Origin of the sequence: Paracoccus mutanolyticus, from assembly GCF_003285265.1 — a bacterium.
Taxonomy (GTDB): domain Bacteria; phylum Pseudomonadota; class Alphaproteobacteria; order Rhodobacterales; family Rhodobacteraceae; genus Paracoccus; species Paracoccus yeei.
The window spans coordinates 1,532,840-1,551,397 of record NZ_CP030239.1 but is presented as its reverse complement, the minus strand read 5'-3'; the positions used below and the strand labels follow the sequence as shown (position 1 = coordinate 1,551,397).

22 protein-coding genes and 3 pseudogenes are annotated in these 18,558 nt (G+C 68.1%); 11 read left to right on the top strand and 14 right to left on the bottom strand.

Annotated features, from left to right (window positions below; genetic code table 11):
• Positions 1–27: 27 nt before the first annotated feature.
• From DPM13_RS08335 to DPM13_RS22620, 5 genes and pseudogenes are all read left to right on the top strand, one after another.
• A complete protein-coding gene (locus tag DPM13_RS08335) occupies positions 28–891 on the top strand; it encodes an aldose epimerase family protein (RefSeq protein WP_317616418.1) in 864 nt (287 codons plus the stop codon).
• 123 nt (positions 892–1,014) lie between these two features.
• Positions 1,015–1,482 carry a GntR family transcriptional regulator gene (locus tag DPM13_RS08330; RefSeq protein ID WP_223252455.1) on the top strand — a complete coding sequence of 156 codons (468 nt, stop codon included), beginning with the start codon at positions 1,015–1,017 and terminating at the stop codon, positions 1,480–1,482.
• The gene (locus DPM13_RS22630) at positions 1,389–1,691 is read left to right on the top strand and encodes an FCD domain-containing protein (RefSeq protein WP_223252552.1); all 303 of its coding nucleotides are present in this window, start codon (positions 1,389–1,391) and stop codon (positions 1,689–1,691) included. The genes DPM13_RS08330 and DPM13_RS22630 overlap by 94 nt, the downstream gene beginning before the upstream one ends.
• A 21-nt stretch (positions 1,692–1,712) precedes the next feature.
• Positions 1,713–2,134: pseudogene (locus DPM13_RS22625) on the top strand (NAD(P)-binding domain-containing protein); the annotation flags it as partial.
• Positions 2,135–2,224: 90 nt separating this feature from the next.
• Positions 2,225–2,614, top strand: coding sequence for an NAD-binding protein (locus DPM13_RS22620; RefSeq protein ID WP_223252551.1), 390 nt, complete (start codon positions 2,225–2,227; stop codon positions 2,612–2,614).
• A 43-nt stretch (positions 2,615–2,657) separates the two neighbouring features.
• Here DPM13_RS22620 and DPM13_RS08320 read toward each other — a convergent pair whose 3' ends face one another.
• From DPM13_RS08320 to DPM13_RS08285, 9 genes and pseudogenes are all read right to left on the bottom strand, one after another.
• A complete protein-coding gene (locus tag DPM13_RS08320; protein ID WP_112887822.1) occupies positions 2,658–3,413 on the bottom strand; it encodes a hydroxypyruvate isomerase family protein in 756 nt (251 codons plus the stop codon).
• A 48-nt stretch (positions 3,414–3,461) separates the two neighbouring features.
• Positions 3,462–4,302, bottom strand: a pseudogene (locus tag DPM13_RS08315) (ureidoglycolate lyase).
• Positions 4,299–4,826: a DMT family transporter gene (locus tag DPM13_RS08310; protein ID WP_189654881.1), complete on the bottom strand. Its 528-nt coding sequence runs from the start codon at positions 4,824–4,826 to the stop codon at positions 4,299–4,301. Before DPM13_RS08310 ends, DPM13_RS08315 begins: the two are co-directional and overlap by 4 nt.
• Positions 4,820–5,233 (bottom strand): EamA family transporter, encoded by a 414-nt coding sequence (locus tag DPM13_RS08305; RefSeq protein ID WP_112887820.1) that lies wholly within the window; start codon positions 5,231–5,233, stop codon positions 4,820–4,822. Before DPM13_RS08305 ends, DPM13_RS08310 begins: the two co-directional genes overlap by 7 nt.
• Positions 5,230–5,538 carry an FCD domain-containing protein gene (locus DPM13_RS22615; protein WP_223252454.1) on the bottom strand — a complete coding sequence of 103 codons (309 nt, stop codon included), beginning with the start codon at positions 5,536–5,538 and terminating at the stop codon, positions 5,230–5,232. The genes DPM13_RS08305 and DPM13_RS22615 overlap by 4 nt, the downstream gene beginning before the upstream one ends.
• Before the next feature lie 15 nt (positions 5,539–5,553).
• The gene (locus DPM13_RS22610; protein ID WP_223252453.1) at positions 5,554–5,922 is read right to left on the bottom strand and encodes a GntR family transcriptional regulator; all 369 of its coding nucleotides are present in this window, start codon (positions 5,920–5,922) and stop codon (positions 5,554–5,556) included.
• 11 nt (positions 5,923–5,933) lie between these two features.
• Positions 5,934–6,871: pseudogene (locus tag DPM13_RS08295) on the bottom strand (2-hydroxyacid dehydrogenase).
• A gap of 9 nt (positions 6,872–6,880) precedes the next feature.
• Positions 6,881–7,615 carry an SDR family oxidoreductase gene (locus DPM13_RS08290; protein WP_112887819.1) on the bottom strand — a complete coding sequence of 245 codons (735 nt, stop codon included), beginning with the start codon at positions 7,613–7,615 and terminating at the stop codon, positions 6,881–6,883.
• A gap of 9 nt (positions 7,616–7,624) precedes the next feature.
• On the bottom strand, positions 7,625–9,133 hold the full coding sequence (locus tag DPM13_RS08285) for an IlvD/Edd family dehydratase (protein WP_262983329.1): 1,509 nt from the start codon (positions 9,131–9,133) through the stop codon (positions 7,625–7,627).
• A gap of 401 nt (positions 9,134–9,534) precedes the next feature.
• Here DPM13_RS08285 and DPM13_RS08280 point away from each other — a divergent pair, with 401 nt between their 5' ends.
• From DPM13_RS08280 to DPM13_RS08260, 6 genes are read left to right on the top strand one after another with little or no spacing between them, the layout of a single operon-like run.
• Positions 9,535–10,446, top strand: coding sequence for a dihydrodipicolinate synthase family protein (locus DPM13_RS08280; RefSeq protein ID WP_112887817.1), 912 nt, complete (start codon positions 9,535–9,537; stop codon positions 10,444–10,446).
• Positions 10,443–11,570 carry a fumarylacetoacetate hydrolase family protein gene (locus DPM13_RS08275; RefSeq protein ID WP_112887816.1) on the top strand — a complete coding sequence of 376 codons (1,128 nt, stop codon included), beginning with the start codon at positions 10,443–10,445 and terminating at the stop codon, positions 11,568–11,570. The genes DPM13_RS08280 and DPM13_RS08275 overlap by 4 nt, the downstream gene beginning before the upstream one ends.
• A gap of 26 nt (positions 11,571–11,596) precedes the next feature.
• On the top strand, positions 11,597–12,028 hold the full coding sequence (locus DPM13_RS25940) for an NAD-dependent epimerase/dehydratase family protein (protein WP_317616417.1): 432 nt from the start codon (positions 11,597–11,599) through the stop codon (positions 12,026–12,028).
• On the top strand, positions 11,914–12,567 hold the full coding sequence (locus tag DPM13_RS08270) for an NAD-dependent epimerase/dehydratase family protein (protein ID WP_317616442.1): 654 nt from the start codon (positions 11,914–11,916) through the stop codon (positions 12,565–12,567). Before DPM13_RS25940 ends, DPM13_RS08270 begins: the two co-directional genes overlap by 115 nt.
• A 4-nt stretch (positions 12,568–12,571) precedes the next feature.
• Positions 12,572–13,291, top strand: coding sequence for a GntR family transcriptional regulator (locus DPM13_RS08265; RefSeq protein WP_223252452.1), 720 nt, complete (start codon positions 12,572–12,574; stop codon positions 13,289–13,291).
• A 19-nt stretch (positions 13,292–13,310) separates the two neighbouring features.
• Positions 13,311–14,045 (top strand): SDR family NAD(P)-dependent oxidoreductase, encoded by a 735-nt coding sequence (locus DPM13_RS08260; protein WP_112888730.1) that lies wholly within the window; start codon positions 13,311–13,313, stop codon positions 14,043–14,045.
• A 142-nt stretch (positions 14,046–14,187) separates the two neighbouring features.
• On the opposite strand, the gene DPM13_RS08255 is transcribed toward DPM13_RS08260, so the two are convergent.
• The 5 genes from DPM13_RS08255 to DPM13_RS08240 form a co-directional block, all read right to left on the bottom strand.
• Positions 14,188–15,066: a carbohydrate ABC transporter permease gene (locus DPM13_RS08255; RefSeq protein WP_028719175.1), complete on the bottom strand. Its 879-nt coding sequence runs from the start codon at positions 15,064–15,066 to the stop codon at positions 14,188–14,190.
• Between the two features lies 1 nt (position 15,067).
• The gene (locus DPM13_RS22605) at positions 15,068–15,328 is read right to left on the bottom strand and encodes a hypothetical protein (protein ID WP_223252451.1); all 261 of its coding nucleotides are present in this window, start codon (positions 15,326–15,328) and stop codon (positions 15,068–15,070) included.
• 54 nt (positions 15,329–15,382) lie between these two features.
• Positions 15,383–15,970 carry a carbohydrate ABC transporter permease gene (locus DPM13_RS22600; protein ID WP_223252450.1) on the bottom strand — a complete coding sequence of 196 codons (588 nt, stop codon included), beginning with the start codon at positions 15,968–15,970 and terminating at the stop codon, positions 15,383–15,385.
• Between the two features lie 72 nt (positions 15,971–16,042).
• Positions 16,043–17,356, bottom strand: coding sequence for an ABC transporter substrate-binding protein (locus DPM13_RS08245; protein ID WP_112887814.1), 1,314 nt, complete (start codon positions 17,354–17,356; stop codon positions 16,043–16,045).
• A gap of 62 nt (positions 17,357–17,418) precedes the next feature.
• Positions 17,419–18,465: an ABC transporter ATP-binding protein gene (locus tag DPM13_RS08240; RefSeq protein WP_112887813.1), complete on the bottom strand. Its 1,047-nt coding sequence runs from the start codon at positions 18,463–18,465 to the stop codon at positions 17,419–17,421.
• Positions 18,466–18,558: the final 93 nt, after the last annotated feature.

The following is an 18,558-nucleotide window of genomic DNA, read 5'->3' as shown; positions in this document are numbered from 1 at the left end:
CTGGACGGTATCGCCCAGCCGCTGGTCTTGGGCTTTCCCGAACTGGCCCCCTACCTGGCCGAAGGCCGCTATTTCGGCGCCATCGTCGGGCGCTGCGCCAACCGCATCGCGGGGGGCCGGGCGGTGCTGGACGGCAAGGCGCTGACGCTGGACCGCAACGAACGCGGCCGCACGACGCTGCACGGGGGCTCGGACGGGACCGGACAGCGCAACTGGATCATCGCCGACCAGGGGCCGGATTTCGTGGCCCTGTCGGACCGCCTGCCGGACGGGCACATGGGCTTTCCCGGCGCGCTGCTGGTGCGGGTGACCTATCACCTGCTGCCCGGCCCGGCCTTGCGCATCGCCATCCTCGCCGGCGCGACCGAGGACACGTTCTGCAACTTCGCCCAGCACAGCTACTTCAATCTGGACGGCCGCCCGACCGTCGCCGATCACCGGCTGACCGTCCCCGCCGACACCTATCTGCCGGTGGACGACGACCTGATCCCGCTGGGCCCGCCCGCCCCGGTGCAGGGCACGCATCTGGATTTCCGCCAGCCCGCGCGGCTGGGCGACCGGCTTCAGGGCCCGCTGATCGACCATAACCTGTGCCTGGGCACGCGGCGGACGATGGCGCCGCGCCGCGCCGCCACCCTGCGCGCCCGGTCACTGCAAATGACCATCGATTCGACCGAGCCGGGCCTGCAGGTCTATGCCGGCGCCCTGCTGCGTCCCGGTGCGCCCGGCCTGTCGGGACAGGTCTACGGCCCCCACGCCGGCATCGCGCTCGAATCGCAGCTGTGGCCCGATGCCCCGCATCATCCCGACTATCCTTCGGCCGTGCTGGGAATGGGCCAGGTTTATCGCCAGACCACCACGCTGGGCTTTGCCCGCGTGCGAGGCGGTTGACGCAAGCCCCCCATTCGTCCGAAATACCGGGGCAGGAGGGCCGATGAAGGCAGCGTTACACACCGACCAGCGGCCCCAGCCGGCCTGCCCCGCGCCGACCCAGACCTGCCGGCGGCGGCCCAGATGCATGCCCTGCTGCGCCGCCGGATCGTGACCGGCGACCTGCGGCCCGGCATGCGGCTGTCGGAACAGGACATCGCCGACCAGTACGACCTGTCGCGCCAGCCCGTGCGCGAGGCCTTCATCCGTCTGGCCGCCGAGGGCCTGCTGGAGGTGCGGCCCCAGCGCGGCACCTTCGTCACGCGCATCAACATGGACTGGGTGCTCGACACCCGCTTCATCCGCGAGGCGACCGAGGCCGACATCGTGCGCATCGCCACCCGCATGGCCGGTCCCGCCGAGGTCGGCCGGCTGCGCGCGATGATCGACCGGCAGGCCGCCGTGGACCCTGGCGACCCCGCCCGGCTGGTCGCCCTGGACGAGGAGTCCACGCCGCCCTGGCCGCCATCGCCGGCAAGGCGCTGGTCGGCGTCCACCTGCAGGGGCTCAAGATCCACCTGGACCGCGTACGCCACCTGCTCTCGGCCGTGACGCCGGCCCAGGTCATGGTGGACCAGCACCGCGCCATCGTCGATGCCATCGCAAGCCAGGACCCCGACATGGCCGAGGCGACCATGCGCCTGCACCTGCGCCGCGTGTTCGAGGACCTGCCGGCGGTGGTCCGGCTGTCGCCCGAACTGTTCGACCGGGCCGAGCCCGGGCTGGCGCGGATGCATTACGACCTGTCGATGAATGTCTGACCGCTTCAAGGGGGAAACCGGATGACCGACCTCTCGACGACCGTCATCGGGCTGGGCTCGATGGGGCTTGGCGCCGCGCTGTCGCTGGCCCGCGCCGGCATCCCGGTCACCGGGCTCGACCTCGACCCCCAGCCCGGCCGGGACCTGGCGGCGGCCGGGGGCCGGGTCGCCACGACACCGGCCGAGGCGGTGCAGGACAGCGACGCGGTCTTCGTCTTCCTGGTCGATGCCGCCCAGACGCGCCGCGTGCTGTTCCAGGGCGGCGCGGTCGCTGCGGCCCGGCCCGGCACCGTCTTTGCGCTCTGCCCGACCATGCCGCCCGATGACGCGGTGGCGATCGCCGCCGACCTCACCACGGCAGGGATGTTCGCCATCGACGCCCGGTCTCGGGCGGGGCCGCCAAGGCACGCGAAGGCGCGATCAGCATCATGGCCTCGGGGCCCGAGCAGGCCTTCCGGCGCATCCAGCCGGCGCTCGACGCCATCGCGGCGCGGGTCTTCCGCCTGGGCGAGGAACCCGGCGCCGGCAGCCGGATGAAGCTGATCAACCAGCTTCTGGCCGGTGTCCACATCGCCGCCATGGCCGAGGACGATGGTCCTGGCCGCGAAATCCGGCTGGACCTGGCGACGGTGCAGGATGTGATCGCGGAATGCGCCGGCAACAGCTGGATGTTCCAGAACCGCGGCCCGCAGGTGGTCCGGGGCGACTACACGCCCTTCTCGGCGGTGGACATCTTCGTCAAGGATCTGGGCATCGTCACCGACGCGGCCCAGGCGCTGGACACGCCCACCCCGCTCGCCACCGCCGCGCTGGCGCTTTACCGCGAGGCCGCGCAGGCGGGCCTCGGCCGCCAGGCCGACGCCTCGGTGGCCAGGATCCTGGCCCGCAAGGCCAAGGCCCGGCTGCCGGGCGACCCCGCCTGATCTTCACCGTTTTCCAAATAGCCGCGCCACCGGCGCCGCGCCGTCAGACCGCGCGCAGCACCGGCAACCAGCCCAGGCTGTTCTCTGTCGCCCCGACAGGCCGGTATTCCGCCCCCAACGGCCGATCCCATCCCAGATCGCGCAGCACGCCGCAGATATGGCGATAATCCAGTTCGCCATGATCCGGCGTGCCCCGGTCGGGGACCGAGGCGATCTGCACATGCCCGATGACCGGCAGCAGCGCCCGCAGCCGCCGCGAAAGATCCCCCTCCATGATCTGAAGGTGATAGCAGTCGAACATCAGCTTCAGGTTCGCGTGCCCCACCCGTTCGATCAGCCGCGCCGCCTGGTCCGAGCCGGTCAGGAAGTAACCCGGCGCGTCATGGCGGTTCAGCGGCTCGATCAGGATGGTCAGGTCCGGCGCCGAACGGCAGGCATGGTCCAGGTTCGCCAGGAACACGGCCTCGGCCGCCGCGCCCTCGGCAAAGCCCGCCATGACATGGATGGCGCCGCAGCCGATGGCGCGGGCATAGGCGATGGCGCGGTCGATCTCGGCCCGGGCCTCGGCCTCGCGGCCAGGCAGCGCAGAAAGCCCGTTTTCGCCCAAGGCCCCGCGCAGGGTGTTCAGCCCCAGCATCGGCAGGCCGGTGTCGCGCAGGGCGGCCGCGACCTCGGCCGGGTCGGCGTCATAGGGCCAGTGGCATTCGACGGCATCGAAGCCCGCCGCCGCCGCGGCGCGGATCGCCTGCGGCAGGGACAGGTCGGCCCAGAGAAAGCCCAGGTTGGCGGAAAACCGCATCGCATTTCCCCATGGAAAAAGGGCGGCGGGTCGCCCCGCCGCCCGATGTCAGGCCCGCACGCGCTGGGTCTGTTCGCCCAGACCCTGGATCCCCAGGCGCATGACCTCGCCGCCCTTCAGATAGACCGGCGGCTTCTGCCCCATGCCGACGCCGGGGGGCGTGCCGGTCGTGATCACATCGCCCGGCAGCAGCGTCATCAGCCGCGAGCAATAGGCGACCAGCGCCGCCACGCCGAACACCATCGTCTTGGTCGAACCGTCCTGATAGCGCTTGCCGTCCACCTCGAGCCACATCGACAGGTCCTGCGGGTCCGGCACCTCGTCGCGGGTCACAAGCCAGGGGCCGATGGGACCGAAGGTGTCAAAGCCCTTGCCCTTGTCCCAGGTGTTGCCGCGCTCCAGCTGCCATTCGCGTTCGGACACGTCGTTGACCACGCAATAGCCCGCGACATGGTCCAGCGCCTCGGCCTCGGACACCTGTCGCGCGGTCTTGCCAATGACCACGCCCAGCTCGACCTCCCAGTCGGATTTCCGCGAGCCGGGGGGCAGCACCACGTCGTCGTCCGGGCCGACGATGCAGCTGGTCCATTTGCTGAAGACGACCGGCTCGGACGGCACGGCCATGCCGCTTTCGGCGGCGTGGTCGGCATAGTTCAGGCCGATGGCGATGAACTTGCGCACCTGCCCCACGCAGGCGCCGATGCGGGGCGAGCCCTCGACCACGCGGCAGGCTGGCCGGGTCCAGCGCGGCCAGCCGTTCCAGCCCCTCGGGGGTCAGCACATCGCCCGCGATGTCTGGGATCTGGCCCGACAGGTCGCGGATCCGCCCATCGGCATCCAGCAGGCCGGGCTTTTCCTGGCCCTCGGGGCCATAGCGCAAAAGTTTCATCTGTCCTCCTTGAGTTTCCGTTCCGACTGTTCCGAAGAAATCGCGATGGCGGAAGTCCTGATTGCCGCAATTCTCTTTCGCCGTCCCGAGAGCCAAAGCAGCACGCCCCCGGCAATGATGACCATCGCACCCAGCAGCGTCGAGGCGCCCGGCACCTGGTGAAAGACCAGATAGCCGCCGATGGTCGCGAACAGCAGCTGCAGATAGACCACCGGCGCCAGGACCGAGGCATCGGCCATCCGGTGCGCCAGCGTCACCAGGCTGTGCGAACTGGCGCCGAACAACCCGATCAGGCACATCATCAGCACGACCAGCGGGCCGGAGGGCTCCTGCCATTGCCAGAAGGCCAGGGGCGCCAGGAACAGTGTGGCGATGCCGCTGGCCCAGATCTGCTGCGTCGCCGTCGCCTCCCGCGCCAGCATCCGCGACAGGATGAAATAGACCGAGGTGCAGATGCATGACCCCAGCGACAGGAAAATCGCCCAGTGCAGTTCCGCGTCCCACGGCGAGACGACGATCAGCACGCCCAGAAACCCAGCAGGATGGCGGCGAACTGCATCAGCCCGACCCGTTCGCCCAGCAGCGGCACCGCCAGCAGGGTCACGATCACCGGGCTTGCGAACATGATCGCGGTGACGGTCGTCAGCGGCAGATAGCTCAGCGCGACGAAGTTCAGCCCCGTGCTGCCCAGCAGGCACAGCGAGCGCGCCAGCTGCAGCCGCGGATCGACCGAGCGCAGCACCCCGAGCCCCTGCCGGGGCAGCGTCACCGCCAGCGTCGCGACCAGGTGCCCGGCATAGCGCACGAAGGCCACCTGCAGGGCCGCAAGCCCCGTGCTCATCAGCCATTTCGCGGTCGTGTCCAGCGTTGCGAACAGCGCCACGGCGGTCGCGAACATGACGATGCCGCCCAGGGTGGCGTTGCGGCTCATGGTGCGGCCTCTGTCGGGCCGCTGCTGCGGTCCATCCTGTCCTGCCCCGTTTCCTCGTGGAAATGGTCCCTGATGTTGTCGATCATCGCCCCCAGATGGGCCGCAACCTCGGTCTTGATCGCGTCCACGTCGCGCGCGGCCAGCGCGGCGTGGATCGCCCGGTGCTGGCGCAGCACTCGATCCCGGGACAGCTTGCGCCGCGCCGACAGATAGCGTGCCCGCCACAGCCGCGCCATATAGGCGCCGTGGGTGTCCGCAAGCGCCGCATTATGGGCGGCGGCGACGATGGCGGAATGGAACTGCATGCCAGTTCGAACACGTCAGGGTGTCGGCCTCGCCATGATGGCCTCGATCCGGTCCTTCAGCGCGCCGATGCCGGCGATCTCGGCCTCGGTCGCGCGCTGGCAGGCCAGTTCGCCCGACAGCAGTTCCAGCGCATGCAGCACCTGGATCTGGTCGATGATCTCGGTCAGCGAGGGATCGGCCACGACCGGGCTGCGCAGCGGGCGCAGCACCACCAGCCCCTCTTTCGCGAGGATCCGGATCGCCTCGCGCATGGGGGTGCGGGACACGCCCTGGCGTTCGGCATTGTCGCGTTCCTTGATCGGCGCACCGGGGGGCAGGTTGCCGCGCAGGATCTCGCGGCGCAATTCATGGGCGATGGCCGCGGCAAGCGTGTCCTCGGTCACCGGCGCATCCCTCAGTTGACCGGCGTGACGGCGGGCCGTCCATCCAGCACGGCGCGCAGGTTCTGCCGCTGCCAGGCGCCCATCGCAGCGCGCGTCTCGGCCGTGGCGGACGCCACATGCGGCAACAGCGTGACGTTGGGCAGCGCCAGAAAGCGCGGGTCGACATGCGGCTCGCCCCGGAACACGTCGAGGCCCGCGCCGCGCAAGGCCCCGCCTTCCAGCGCATCCAGCAACGCGGCCTCATTGATGACCGAGCCGCGGGCGATGTTCACGATGATCCCGTCCGGCCCCAGTGCGGCGATCACCTCGGCCGAGACCAGGCCCTGCGTGTCCGGCCCGCCCACGACGGCGACGACCAGGTCGTCCACCGCCCGGGCCAGCGCCACCGGATCGGCATGCCAGGTCCAGCCGGGGGTCGGTTTTCGCTGCGCGAGAAATAGTGAAGCTCGCATTTGAAGGCCGCCAGGCGGTCGGCGATCTCGCGCCCGATGCGGCCAAGGCCAAGGATGCCGACCCGCCGGCCCGACATCTTGCGGGCCAGGGGATAATCGCCGCCCTGGGCCCAGCGGCCGGCGCGCAACCATCCCTCGGCCCCGTTCAGGCGGCGGTTTTCGGCGATCAGCAGCGCGACGGCCAGGTCGGCCACATCGTCGTTCAGCACCTCGGGCGTGTTGGTGACGGCGATGCCGCGCGCGGTGGCGGCCGGCACGTCGATGGCGTCGAAGCCCACGCCGAAGTTCGCGATCACCCGCAGACCGGGCAGCTGGTCCATGACGGCGCCGTCCAGCGGACGGTGCCCCAGATAGGCCAGCGCCACCGCGCCCGCGCGATCCTCGGGGGAAAGGCCCGCCAGATCATCGAGGCCGGGCAGAAAAACCGCGTCGAAATCGTCCCGCAGCGCCGCCGCGTCACGGTCGGAATAGGGGCCGATGGCCAGAACCTTGCCCATCCCGCCCCCTCAGCCCCGCCCGATATAGGGCATGTTCGTGGCCATCACCGTCAGCCACTGGATGTTCGTCCCTTCGGGCATCGAGGCCATGTGGTAAACCGCGCGCGCCACCTCGGTCGCGTCCATCACCGGCTCGACCTTGACCGAGCCGTCGGCCTGCGGCACGCCCTTGGTCATCGCCTGGGCCATGTCGGTCAGCGCATTGCCCACGTCCACCTGCCCGCAGGCGATGTTATAGGGCCGCCCGTCCAGCGACAGCGTGCGCGTCAGCCCGGTGACGGCGTGTTTCGACACCGTATAGGGCACCGAGCCGGGGCGCGGCACATCGGCCGAGACCGAGCCGTTGTTGATGATCCGCCCGCCCATCGGGTCTTGCGTCCGCATCTGGCGAAAGGCGGCGCGGGCGCACAGGAACATGCCGGTGATGTTCACATCCGTCACCCGGCGCCAGTCCTCGATGCTGATCTCGTCGATCAGCTTGGACATCAGGACCGCGCCTGCGTTGTTGAACAGGACATCCAGCCGGCCCCATTCGCCGGCCGCGCGGGCAAAGGCCGCATCCACCGCCTGGGGATCGGTGACATCGCAGGGCAGGACCAGCGCGTTCGGGTTCCCGGCTGCCGTCTCCTCAAGCGCATCCTGGCGCCGGCCGATCAGGCCGACCCGCCAGCCGCGTTCCAGGAACAGGCGCGCGGTGACGCGGCCGATGCCGCTGCCGCCGCCGGTGATCAGGATGTTCTGCATCGTCCCCCCTTAGTGATTGTCGCGCGGCAGGGTCTGCCGGGTCTTCTGATAGGCGGTCGCGAGTTCCAGGCAGCCGCCCTGGGCAAGCTGGCCGACTTCGCGGCGATAGATCTCCTCCCACGGGGTCTGGCTTTCCAGCACGGGGGGAACCCAGGCATCCTTGCGGGCCTGCCATTCGGCCTCATCCACCAGCGCATCCATCCGTCCCGCGTTCAGGTCCAGCCGCACCTTATCGCCGGTTTTCAGTAACGCCAGCCCGCCGCCCACCGCCGCCTCGGGCGAGGCGTTCAGGATCGAGGGCGAGCCGGAGGTGCCGGATTGCCGTCCGTCGCCGATGCAGGGCAGCGAATGGATGCCGGCCCGGATCAGAGCGTCGGGCGCGCGCATGTTCACCACCTCGGCCGCGCCGGGATAGCCGACCGGCCCCGCCCCGGATGAACAGGATGCAGTTTTCGTCGATCGCCAGCGCGGGATCGTTGATGCGCTCATGGTAATCCTCGGGGCCCTCGAAGACGATGGCGCGGGCCTCGTGCACGCCTTCGCGGCCCTGGTCGACAGATAGCGGTCCCGGAACTCGGCCGAGATCACGCTGGTCTTCATGATGGCGGATTCGAACAGGTTGCCGCGCAGCACGATGAAGCCCGCGTTTTCCCGCAACGGCTGATCATAAGGCCGGATCACCAGCGGATCGCGGCTTTCCCAGCCGATCAGGTTCTGGCCCATCTTCTGCCCGGTGACGGTCATGCAGTCTTCGTGCAGCCGGCCGGCCTTTTTCAGCTCGCCCATCACCGCGGGCACGCCCCCGGCATGAAAGAAGCTTTCGCCCAGGTATTCGCCCGCCGGCTGCATGTTGACGAGCAGGGGCACGTCGAAGCCGATCTTTTGCCAGTCGGTCACGTCCAGTTCGACGCCGATATGGCGGGCGATGGCCTGCAGATGCGGCGGCGCGTTGGTCGACCCGCCGATGGCCGAGTTCACGACGATGGCGTTCTCGAACGCAGCCCTGGTCAGGATGTCGCTGGGCTTGAGGTCCTCATAGACCATGTCCACGATGCGCTTGCCGGTCAGATAGGCCATGTTCATCCGCTCGCGGAAGGGCGCGGGGATGGCGGAACAGCCGGTCAGCGACATGCCCAAAGCCTCGGCCATGGCGTTCATGGTGCTGGCGGTGCCCATGGTGTTGCAATGACCAAGGCTGGGGGCGCTGGCGCAGACCCGCGACATGAACTCCTCATAGTCGATCTTGCCTTCGGACAGCAGGCGGCGGCTTTCCCAGACCACAGTGCCGGACCCGGCGCGCTGCCCCTTCCACCAGCCGTCCAGCATCGGCCCGCCGTTCAGCGTGATCGCGGGAATGTCGACGGTTGCCGCGCCCATCAGCATGGCGGGCGTGGTCTTGTCGCAGCCGGTGGTCAGGACGACCCCGTCCAGGGGATAGCCGTGCAGGACCTCGACCAGGCCCAGATAGGCCAGGTTGCGGTCCAGCCCCGCCGTCGGGCGCTTGCTGGTTTCCTGGATCGGGTGGACGGGAAACTCGATGGGGATTCCGCCGGCCTCGCGGATGCCGGCCTTGCCGGTCCATCAGGTGGTGGCGGTTGCAGGGCGACAGGTCGGAGCCGGTCTGCGCGATGCCGATGATCGGCCGCGCCGACTGCAGCTCCTCGCGCGTGAACTGCTGGTTCAGGTAACGCTCGATATAAAGTGCCGTCATGCCGGGGTTGTTCGGGTTGTCGAACCACTCCTGCGAACGGAAGCGTTTGTTTGCGCGTGTGTTTCCCATGATCGGGCCCCTTTGTGGCATCCACCGGACGGCTTTGGCTGGAAATTTGGTATACCAGAACGGCGGTTCGGGGAAGGGGGCAACTTGCGCGTGGCGAATTTTGGTATACCATCCGGCCCGAGTTACGGAGGGGGCCTTCATGGCAAAATATTCGGGCATCTGGCCGGTGGCGCCGATTGCGTTCAGGGACGACGGGTCGCTGGACCTGGACGGCAACCGCCGCATCCTGGACTGCATGGTGGACCAGGGCGTAGACGGCATCTGCGTGCTGGCCAATTTCTCGGAACAGTTCCTGATCTCGGACGCGGAACGCGAGACGTTGACCCGGCTGTCCCTGGAACATGTCGCGGGCCGGGTGCCGGTGATCGTGACGATCAGCCATTATGCGACGCCCATCGTGGTCGAACGCGCCCGGCTGGCCAGGGATCTGGGTGCGGCCATGGTCATGATCATGCCGCCCTATCACGGCGCGCTGCTGAAGGGCACGGCCGAGCAGACCTACGAGCAGTTCGCCGAGGTCTCCAAGGTCGGCCTTCCGATCATGATCCAGGACGCGCCGCTGTCGGGCGTGGACCTGCCGGTGCCGCTGCTGGTCCGCATGGCGCGCGAGATCGAGCAGGTGAAGCTGTTCAAGATCGAATGCCCGCGCGCCGCCGCCAAGCTGCGTGCGCTGATCGAGGCCGGGGGCGACGCCATCGAGGGCCCCTTCGACGGCGAAGAGGCGATCACGCTGCTGGCCGACCTGGACGCAGGCGCGACCGGCACCATGACCAGCGCCATGATCCCTGACCAGATCAAGCCGGTGTTGACCCATTGGGCGGCCGGCGACCGGGCGGCGGCGACCGCGGCCTATGCCCGCATCCTGCCGGCGGTGAACCACGAAAACCGGCAATGCGGCTTCCTGTCGGCCAAGGCGGTGATGCGCGAAGGCGGCGTGATCCGGTCCGATTTCAGCCGCCACCCGATCCCGCCTCTGCATCCCGCGACCCGCGCCATACTGCTGGACCTGGTCCGGCCGCTGGACCCCGTGGCGCTGCGCTGGGGGAAATGATGGATCTGCCCCAGGACGGTATCTTCGTCGGCCGCGTCTGGCGGCCCGGCATCGGCCCCTGCCTTGTCACCCTGCGCGACGGCGCCCTGGTCGATATCACCAGCCGCACGGTCCCGACCATGCGCGACCTGATCGAACTGGACGATCCGGTTGCCCATGTGCGGGCGACCCCGGGCACGCCGGTGGCCGAGCATCGCCTGCTGGCGCCCTGCGACCTGCAGGCGGTCAAGGCCAGCGGCGTGACCTTCGCCGCCTCGATGGTCGAACGCGTGACCGAGGAAAAGGCCGCCGGCGACGCCGGCGCGGCCGAGGCGATCCGCACCCGCATCGGCGCGGCCATTGGCGCCAGCCTGCGCGGCATCAAGCCCGGCAGCGCCGAGGCCGCCCGCGTCAAGGACCTGCTGATCGCCGAGGGCCTGTGGTCGCAATATCTCGAGGTCGGGATCGGCCCCGACGCCGAGATCTTCACCAAATGCCAGCCCATGGCCGCCGTGGGCCATGGCGCGGACGTGGGCCTGCACCCGATCAGCCGCTGGAACAACCCCGAGCCGGAGATCGTGCTGGCCGTGGACAGCCGGGGCCGGATCAAGGGCGCGACCCTTGGCAATGACGTGAACCTGCGCGACGTCGAGGGGCGCTCGGCCCTGCTGCTGGGCAAGGCCAAGGACAACAACGCCAGTTGCGCCATCGGCCCGATGATCCGGCTGTTCGATGCCGACTATACGCTGGACCATGTGCGGCGGGCCGAACTGACCCTGCGGGTCGAAGGGCAGGACGGCTTCGTGCTGGACGGCGCGTCGTCGATGTCCCAGATCAGCCGCGATCCGGCCGACCTGGTGGCGCAGATGCTGGGCCGCCATCACCAGTACCCGGACGGGGCCATGCTGTTTCTGGGCACGCTGTTCGCCCCGACCCAGGACCGCGATGCTCCGGGCCAGGGCTTTACCCATCATCCCGGCGACGTGGTGACGATCAGCGAGCCACGGCTGGGTGCGCTGCAAAACACCGTGCGGCTGTCCACCGAATGTCCCGAATGGCGCTTCGGAACCGGCGCGCTGTGCGCTCTGGCCGCGCGCGACCTGCTGGACCCTCTGGCGCCGTCGGATTTGCCAATGTATACATAAACGGACCAGCCGGAGAGGAGGCGGACATGAAGCTGTTGATCATCGGGGCCGCTGGCATGGTTGGCCGCCGCCTGGCGGAAACCGTCCTGAAGGACGGCGCGCTTGGCGGAAAGCCTGTGGATGCACTAACCGCCTTCGACGTGGTTGAGCCCGGGCTGTCGACCCGCGACAAGGTGACCGAGATCGCCGGCGACATCTCCGACCGGGCGACGGTCGACCAGCTGGTGGCCGACCGCCCCGACGTGATCTTCCACCTTGCCGCCATCTCTCGGGCGATGCCGAGGCCGATTTCGACAAGGGCTATGCCATCAACCTGGACGGTACCCGCCACCTGTTCGAGGCAATCCGCGCGCAGGGCTCCGACTACCACCCGCGCGTGGTCTATACCTCGTCCATCGCCGTCTTTGGCGCGCCCTTCGAGGACAAGATCACCGACACCTTCATCACCGCGCCGATGACCAGCTATGGCACGCAGAAGATGATCGGCGAACTGCTGCTGAACGACTATTCCCGCAAGGGCATCTTCGACGGCATCGGCATCCGCCTGCCCACCATCGTGGTCCGGCCCGGCAAGCCGAACAAGGCGGCCTCGGGGTTCTTCTCGGGCATCATCCGCGAACCCCTGGCGGGACTGGACGCGGTGCTGCCGGTCGACGACACGGTGCGCCACTGGGTCGCCAGCCCCGATGCGGCGGTGGGCTTCCTGATCCATGCCGCGACCATGGACACCGCCCCCCTAGGCGCGCGGCGCTGCCTGACCATGCCGGGCCTGTGCGTCAGCATCACCGAGATGATCGAGGCGCTGCGCGCGGTCGCGGGGGACGAGGCCGTGGCCCGCATCAGGCGCGAACCCGACGCCACCATCCGCGGCATCGTCGCCGGCTGGCCGCAGGACTTCGCGCCCGACCGGGCCCTGGCGGCAGGGTTTACCGCGGACCCCGACTTCCAGTCGATCATCCGCGCCCATATCCGCGACACGGCAGATGCGGCCGGGTGATCCCATGCCTCCCAGGCGGGTCCGCGCCTCGCGCCCGGTGCCCAGCCTGCAGGGGCTGACCGAGATGCCGGCGCGCGACCGGGCCTATCACGATCTGCGTTATCGCATCCTGACCGGGCGGCTTGCGCCCGGCACGACGCTGCTGGAAACCGAACTGGCGGCGCTTTTGTCGCTGTCGCGCACCCCCGTGCGCGAGGCCGTCATCAAGCTCGAGGAGGAGGGCCTGGTCGAGGTCCGCCCGCGCCACGGCGTCACGGTCAAGGCGTTGTCCCTGCAGGATTTCGGCCATATCCTGAACGTGTTCTCGGCACTCGAGGTGCGGGCGGTGGAACTGGCCGCCGCCCGGGGCCTGACCGAACCCGAGGCACAGGCCCTGACCCGGATGCTGGACCAGATGGAGGCCGCGACGGCGGCGGGCGACATCACCCGCTGGTCGGACATTGACGACGAATTCCACGCCGCCATCGTGGCCCTGTGCGGCAACCAGCGCCTGCAGGACGCGATCAGCGCCTTCTGGGGCCAGCAGTACCGCGCCCGGCTGATGATCCTGCCGCTGCGCCCGCTGCCCGAGGATTCCGACCGCGAACACCGCTTGATCCTGGCAGCCCTGCGCGCCGGAGACCGCGGCTTGGCCCGCGAACGGCACAGCGCCCACCGCGACCGTGCCGACGCCCAGCAGATGGAATTGCTGCGCCGCTCGCTGGGGGCGAACGGGCTGGCTTGATGACAGAATGGGAGAGAAGATGAACCAGATCGACCTGAAGGACCGGCTTGCGGTCGTGACCGGCGGCGCGCAGGGCCTGGGCCTTGCCATCGCCAGGCGCTTCGTCGAAAGCGGCGCCCGCGTCGTCATCTGGGACCGCGATGGCGATGCCGCCGCCCGCGCGGCCGCAGAGCTTGGTCCAGCCGCGACCAGCCGCGCCGTGGAACTGGCCGACGACAACCAGATCCTGGATGCGGCCCAGGCCGCAGGCGAGGTGGACATCCTGGTCAACAACGCCGGCATCACCGGCGGCAATGCCCCGACATGGGAACTGGACCCCGCCACCTGGCGCCAGGTGATCGAGGTGAACCTGAACGCCCCCTATGTCATCTGCCGCGCCCTGGTTCCCGGCATGATCGCCCGCGGCTATGGCCGCATCGTCAACATAGCCTCGATCGCCGCCAAGGAGGGCAACCCGAACGCCGCGCATTACTCGGCCTCCAAGGCCGGGCTGATCGCGCTGACGAAATCGCTGGGCAAGGAACTGGCCGGCACCGGCGTGCTGGTCAATGCGATCACCCCGGCGGCCGCGCGCACGCCGATCTTCGACCAGATGACGCAGCAGCATATCGACTACATGCTGTCCAAGATCCCGATGAACCGTTTCCTGGAGCCGGATGAGGCGGCAGCCCTGGTTGCCTGGCTTGCCTCCGAGGACTGCGCCTTTTCGACCGGCGCGGTGTTCGACATCTCGGGCGGCCGCGCGACCTATTGACGCCGCAAGCCGGGGGTTTTCCACCCCCCGGACCCCCGGAGGGTATTTCCGAAACGGTGAAAGCAGAAGGCGGCACCCTCCTGCTTTCACTGTTTTCCAAATACCCTGGGGGAGTCCCGCAGGGACGGGGGCGGAGCCCCCCTTACTCCTTCACGGCGCCAGTCATGGAGCTGACGTAGTAATCCACGAAGAAGGAATAGAGGATCACCACCGGCAGGGATCCCAGCAGCGCACCGCTCATCAAGGCGCCCCATTCATAGATGTCGCCGCGGACCAGTTCGGTCAGGACGCCCACGGGGATGGTCTTGTTTTCCGAACTGGAGATGAAGGTCAGCGCATAGATGAATTCGTTCCATGACAGCGTGAAGGCGAAGATTCCCGCCGAGATCAGCCCCGGCACGGCCAGGGGCAGCACGATCTTGGTCAGGATCTGCCAGCGCGTCGCCCCATCGACCAGCGCCGATTCCTCGAGCTCGTAAGGGATCGATCGGAAATAGCCCATCAACAGCCAGGTGCAGAACGGGATCAGGAAGGTCGGATAGGTCAGGATCAGCGCCAGCTTGCTGTCGAAGATCCCCAGTTGATAGACGATCACCGACAGCGGGATGAACAGGATCGAGGGCGGCACCAGATAGGCCAGGAAGATCAGCAGGCCCGTGACGCGCGCCCCTCGGAACCGCAGCCTTTCGATCGCATAGGCCGCAAAGACCGATGCGAACAGCGACAGGAAAGTCGAGGCGACCGCCACCACCAGCGTGTTCCACAACCAGCCTGGATAGGAGGTTTCGAACAGCAGGTATTTCACATGCTGAAGCGTCGGGCCCACCACCCAGAACGGGCTGTGGTTCTGATAGTCCGTCAACTGGTTGTTCGGCTTAACCGCCGTGATGGTCATCCAGTAGAACGGGAACAACAGCACGAACAGGAACACCAGAAGCGGCAGCCAGACCACGAAGATCTTGCGGGTGCGGCTTTCGAACTGGTCCAGGCCCTGGTGGTCGTCGGTGACGGTCTGGGACATCTCAGTCTGCTCCCTGTTGCCATTTGCGGCGCTGCAGGCCGAAGAAGCTGAACAGGATCGCCGCCAGCAGGAAGGGGATCATGGCGACGGCGATGGCCGCGCCCTCGCCCAGTTGCCCGCCCGGGATCGCACGCTGGAAGCTGAGCGTCGCCATCAGGTGGGTGGCCTTGACCGGCCCGCCGCGCGTGCAGAAAGCGCTCGCTATCCTAAAAGATGACCTATGGATCGAGCCGCGCCAAATCGGCAGCAGCGGCAGCGTCAACGCTTACGTGATCAATGACCGGGGCGTGGCGCCGGCGATGGCCTGCCAGCCTTTTCAGCGAATGCGATGGTTTGCGAACAACGCCAGCAGCGAGATCGCGACAAAGGGGATGCCGCGCCAGACGTTGGCCGCGATGACCGACCAGCGTGCATTCCAGGGATCGCCCAGGAAGTTGATCGGCTGGCTGATGATGCCCCACTTCATCAGCACCCAGGAAATGATCGAGAACTGGCTGTCGAAGATCCACCAGAAGGCCAGGGCCGACAGCACCGTGGGCACCACCCAGGGCAGCAGGATGATGGCCCGGAACAGGTTCTTGAAGGGCAGGTGCCGGTTCAGCAGCAAGGCCAGCCACAGCCCCAGCCCGAACTTCAGGACCGAGGCGACGGTCGTATAGAACAGGGTGTTGAAGACGGACAGCCAGAAGACCGGGTCGTCCATCAGCCACAGATAGTTTTCCAGCCCGATCCATTCGCCAGGCCGACCGATGCGGGCATCGGTAAAGCCCAGCCAGACCCCCAGGCCCAGCGGATAGGTCAGGAAGCACAGCAGGAACGCCGCCGCGGGCAGCATGAAAAGAAAGCCAAGGCCGTTACGGCTTTCGACAAAGCGCCTCCAGACTGAGGCGTTGCGTTCGGGCACCGGAGGCATCCTGTCCAGATCCTTTCTGCGGGCCAAGGCTGGGGCGCGCCAGGCGGCGCGCCCGGCATGGCCTTAGCGGTAATAGCGGGCGATGCGGCGTTCGGCGTTGCGGATCGCGTCCTCGGTCGAACGCTGGCCGGTCACCGCCTCGGCGAACATGTCGACCAGGACGTAATCGGCCATGACCCCGGCCGAGGCCGGTCCCAGCGGGCCGGCATAGCCGTTCGGGCGCAGGCTTTCGGAGGCCTTGGCATAGGGCGCATGCACCGGGTTCGAGGTCCAGACCGGGTTGTCCGCGAACCCCTTGAGCGCCTGGCAGCAATAGGCGCTGGCCCCGGTCAGCCAGGCGTTCATATGGTCGGGCTGATACATCCACTCCAGATAGGCCTTGGCGGCGTTCGGGAACTTGCAGTGCTGGAAGATCGAGATGGTCGAGGTCTGGTGCAGCTCGACCGACTTGCCGACCGGGCCGATGGGCAGGTTCGAGGTGCGGATGTCCTCGGCCAGGGCCTTGGTCGCCTCGTCCTTCAGCGCGGCGTAGTATAGCGAGACGCCGTTCGCGGTCAGCGAGATGTCGCCCGACAGGAAGGCGCGGTTGTTGTTGATGTCCAGCCAGCTTTCCGTGCCGGGGATGAAGGTGGCGTAAAGCTGCTTGGCATATTCGATCGCCGCCGCCGTCTCGGGGGTGTTGATCGCGACCTCGCCCGCCTCGTTGACGGTCTGGCCGCCGTGGCTCCACAAGAGCCAGTGGGCAAAGTTGTTGCCGTCGCCCACCGCCTTGCCGAAGGGGAAGCCCGCCGGCGTGCCCTTTTCCTTGAGCGCGGCGCAAAGCTTCAGGAAGCCGTCGGTGTCGGTCGGGAACTCCTCGAACCCGGCCGCCTTCATGTGGCTGTCGCGATAGCAGATGGCGTTGCCGATGGCGCACAGCGGCGTCGAGATGAACCTGCCGTCCTGTTCGCCATAGCCGCGCAGCCCGTCATACCAGCCGCCGTTCTTTTCGCCCAGCATGGTGCACAGGTCGGTCACGTCGACCAGCTTGTCGGGATACTGGAAGGGGTCGTCGAACCAGCTCATCACCATGTCCGGGCCCGAACCCACGTTGGCCGCGACGGCGGCCTTGGGGCGCACGTCCTCCCAGCTTTCCTGGTCGATGCGGACCTCGACGCCGGTGGCGTCCGTGAAGGCCTTGGTGTTGGCGTTCCAGGCATCCTCCTCGCCCTTGACGAAGGGTACCCAGCGCAGCAGGCGCAGGCTGGCGCCCTGTTCGGGCGTAAAGGTCATGGCGGCGCCCTGGGCCTGGGCGCGGCGGACGAAGGGTGTCGAAAGCACGGCGCCCGCCGCCAGAACGGCGCCGCCTTGCAGAAGTTTCCTGCGGTCGATGGACATTGCTTCACTCCTCCCAAAGTGCAATGCGGCCGTTTGCCGGCCCTGTCGCCCCCGGCCGGGGGCTAGGTCGAAAGGCGCACCCCGCTGTCGGCGTCGAACAGGTGCACCGCATCGGGGTCGATCGCGACCTGGATCACGTCGCCCGGGCGGGCATCGACGCGCGCGCGAAAGACGCAGGTGACGGGCTGGCCGCCCATCTGGCCCACGACATAGGTTTCGGCGCCCGTGGGTTCGATCACCTCGATCGTCAGGGGGATGTCGCCGCCCAGGGTGATCGCCTCGGGGCGGGCGCCATAGATCAGCTTGCGCCCCTGGGGCGCGGCCCGGACCGGCAGGCGCTGGCCGCCCGGCGTGACGAAGCTGCCGTCCCGCGCCTCGCCCGAGATCATGTTCATCGCGGGGCTGCCGATGAAGCCCGCGACGAACAGGTTGTCGGGGCGGTCGTAAAGGTCCAGCGGGGTGCCGATCTGTTCGACGCGGCCGTCGTGCATGACCACGATCTTGTCGGCCATGGTCATCGCCTCGATCTGGTCGTGGGTGACGTAGACGGTCGTGGTCTTGAGCCGGTTGTGCAGGTTCTTGATTTCGGTGCGCATGGTCACGCGCAGCTTGGCGTCAAGGTTCGACAGCGGCTCGTCGAACAGGAACACCTGCGGGTCGCGCACGATGGCGCGGCCCATGGCCACGCGCTGGCGCTGGCCCCCAGACAGCTGGCGCGGATAGCGGTCCAGAAGATGGGCCAGGCCCAGGATCTCGGCAGCGGGCTTGACCCGCTCGGCGATCTCGGCGCGTTTGACGCCGGCGAGCTTCAGCGAAAAGCCCATGTTTTCCGCCACCGTCAGATGCGGGTACAGCGCATAGTTCTGGAACACCATCGCAATGTCGCGATCCTTGGGCGGCAGGTCGTTCACGACCTTTTCGCCGATCAGGATCTGGCCCGAGGTGATATGTTCCAGCCCGGCCAGCATCCGCAGCAGGGTGGACTTGCCGCAGCCCGAGGGGCCGACCAGGACGACGAACTCCCCTTCCTCGATGTCGACGCTGACGCCATGCATCACCTCGACCGCGCCATAGGATTTGCGCACGTCCCGGATCGTGACCGAGGCCATAGAGTCCCTCCTCCCAAAGGTATCCATTGTTGGGCAGGCTGGCAGGAAGCCGGTCTCCGATCAAGCCCTTTCTTGCATCTGACCAGCTTTCTT

What these genes read in the sequence shown, in the direction of transcription:
- DPM13_RS08330 (WP_223252455.1), top strand. Translation starts at nt 1,015, where the DNA reads ATGCATGCCCTGCTGCGCCGCCGGATCGTGACCGGCGACCTGCGGCCC.
- DPM13_RS22620 (WP_223252551.1), top strand. Translation starts at nt 2,225, where the DNA reads ATGAAGCTGATCAACCAGCTTCTGGCCGGTGTCCACATCGCCGCCATG.
- DPM13_RS08320 (WP_112887822.1), bottom strand. Translation starts at nt 3,413, where the DNA reads ATGCGGTTTTCCGCCAACCTGGGCTTTCTCTGGGCCGACCTGTCCCTG.
- DPM13_RS08305 (WP_112887820.1), bottom strand. Translation starts at nt 5,233, where the DNA reads ATGAGCCGCAACGCCACCCTGGGCGGCATCGTCATGTTCGCGACCGCC.
- DPM13_RS22615 (WP_223252454.1), bottom strand. Translation starts at nt 5,538, where the DNA reads ATGCAGTTCCATTCCGCCATCGTCGCCGCCGCCCATAATGCGGCGCTT.
- DPM13_RS08290 (WP_112887819.1), bottom strand. Translation starts at nt 7,615, where the DNA reads ATGCAGAACATCCTGATCACCGGCGGCGGCAGCGGCATCGGCCGCGTC.
- DPM13_RS08280 (WP_112887817.1), top strand. Translation starts at nt 9,535, where the DNA reads ATGGCAAAATATTCGGGCATCTGGCCGGTGGCGCCGATTGCGTTCAGG.
- DPM13_RS08275 (WP_112887816.1), top strand. Translation starts at nt 10,443, where the DNA reads ATGATGGATCTGCCCCAGGACGGTATCTTCGTCGGCCGCGTCTGGCGG.
- DPM13_RS25940 (WP_317616417.1), top strand. Translation starts at nt 11,597, where the DNA reads ATGAAGCTGTTGATCATCGGGGCCGCTGGCATGGTTGGCCGCCGCCTG.
- DPM13_RS08265 (WP_223252452.1), top strand. Translation starts at nt 12,572, where the DNA reads ATGCCTCCCAGGCGGGTCCGCGCCTCGCGCCCGGTGCCCAGCCTGCAG.
- DPM13_RS08260 (WP_112888730.1), top strand. Translation starts at nt 13,311, where the DNA reads ATGAACCAGATCGACCTGAAGGACCGGCTTGCGGTCGTGACCGGCGGC.
- DPM13_RS08255 (WP_028719175.1), bottom strand. Translation starts at nt 15,066, where the DNA reads ATGTCCCAGACCGTCACCGACGACCACCAGGGCCTGGACCAGTTCGAA.
- DPM13_RS08245 (WP_112887814.1), bottom strand. Translation starts at nt 17,356, where the DNA reads ATGTCCATCGACCGCAGGAAACTTCTGCAAGGCGGCGCCGTTCTGGCG.
- DPM13_RS08240 (WP_112887813.1), bottom strand. Translation starts at nt 18,465, where the DNA reads ATGGCCTCGGTCACGATCCGGGACGTGCGCAAATCCTATGGCGCGGTC.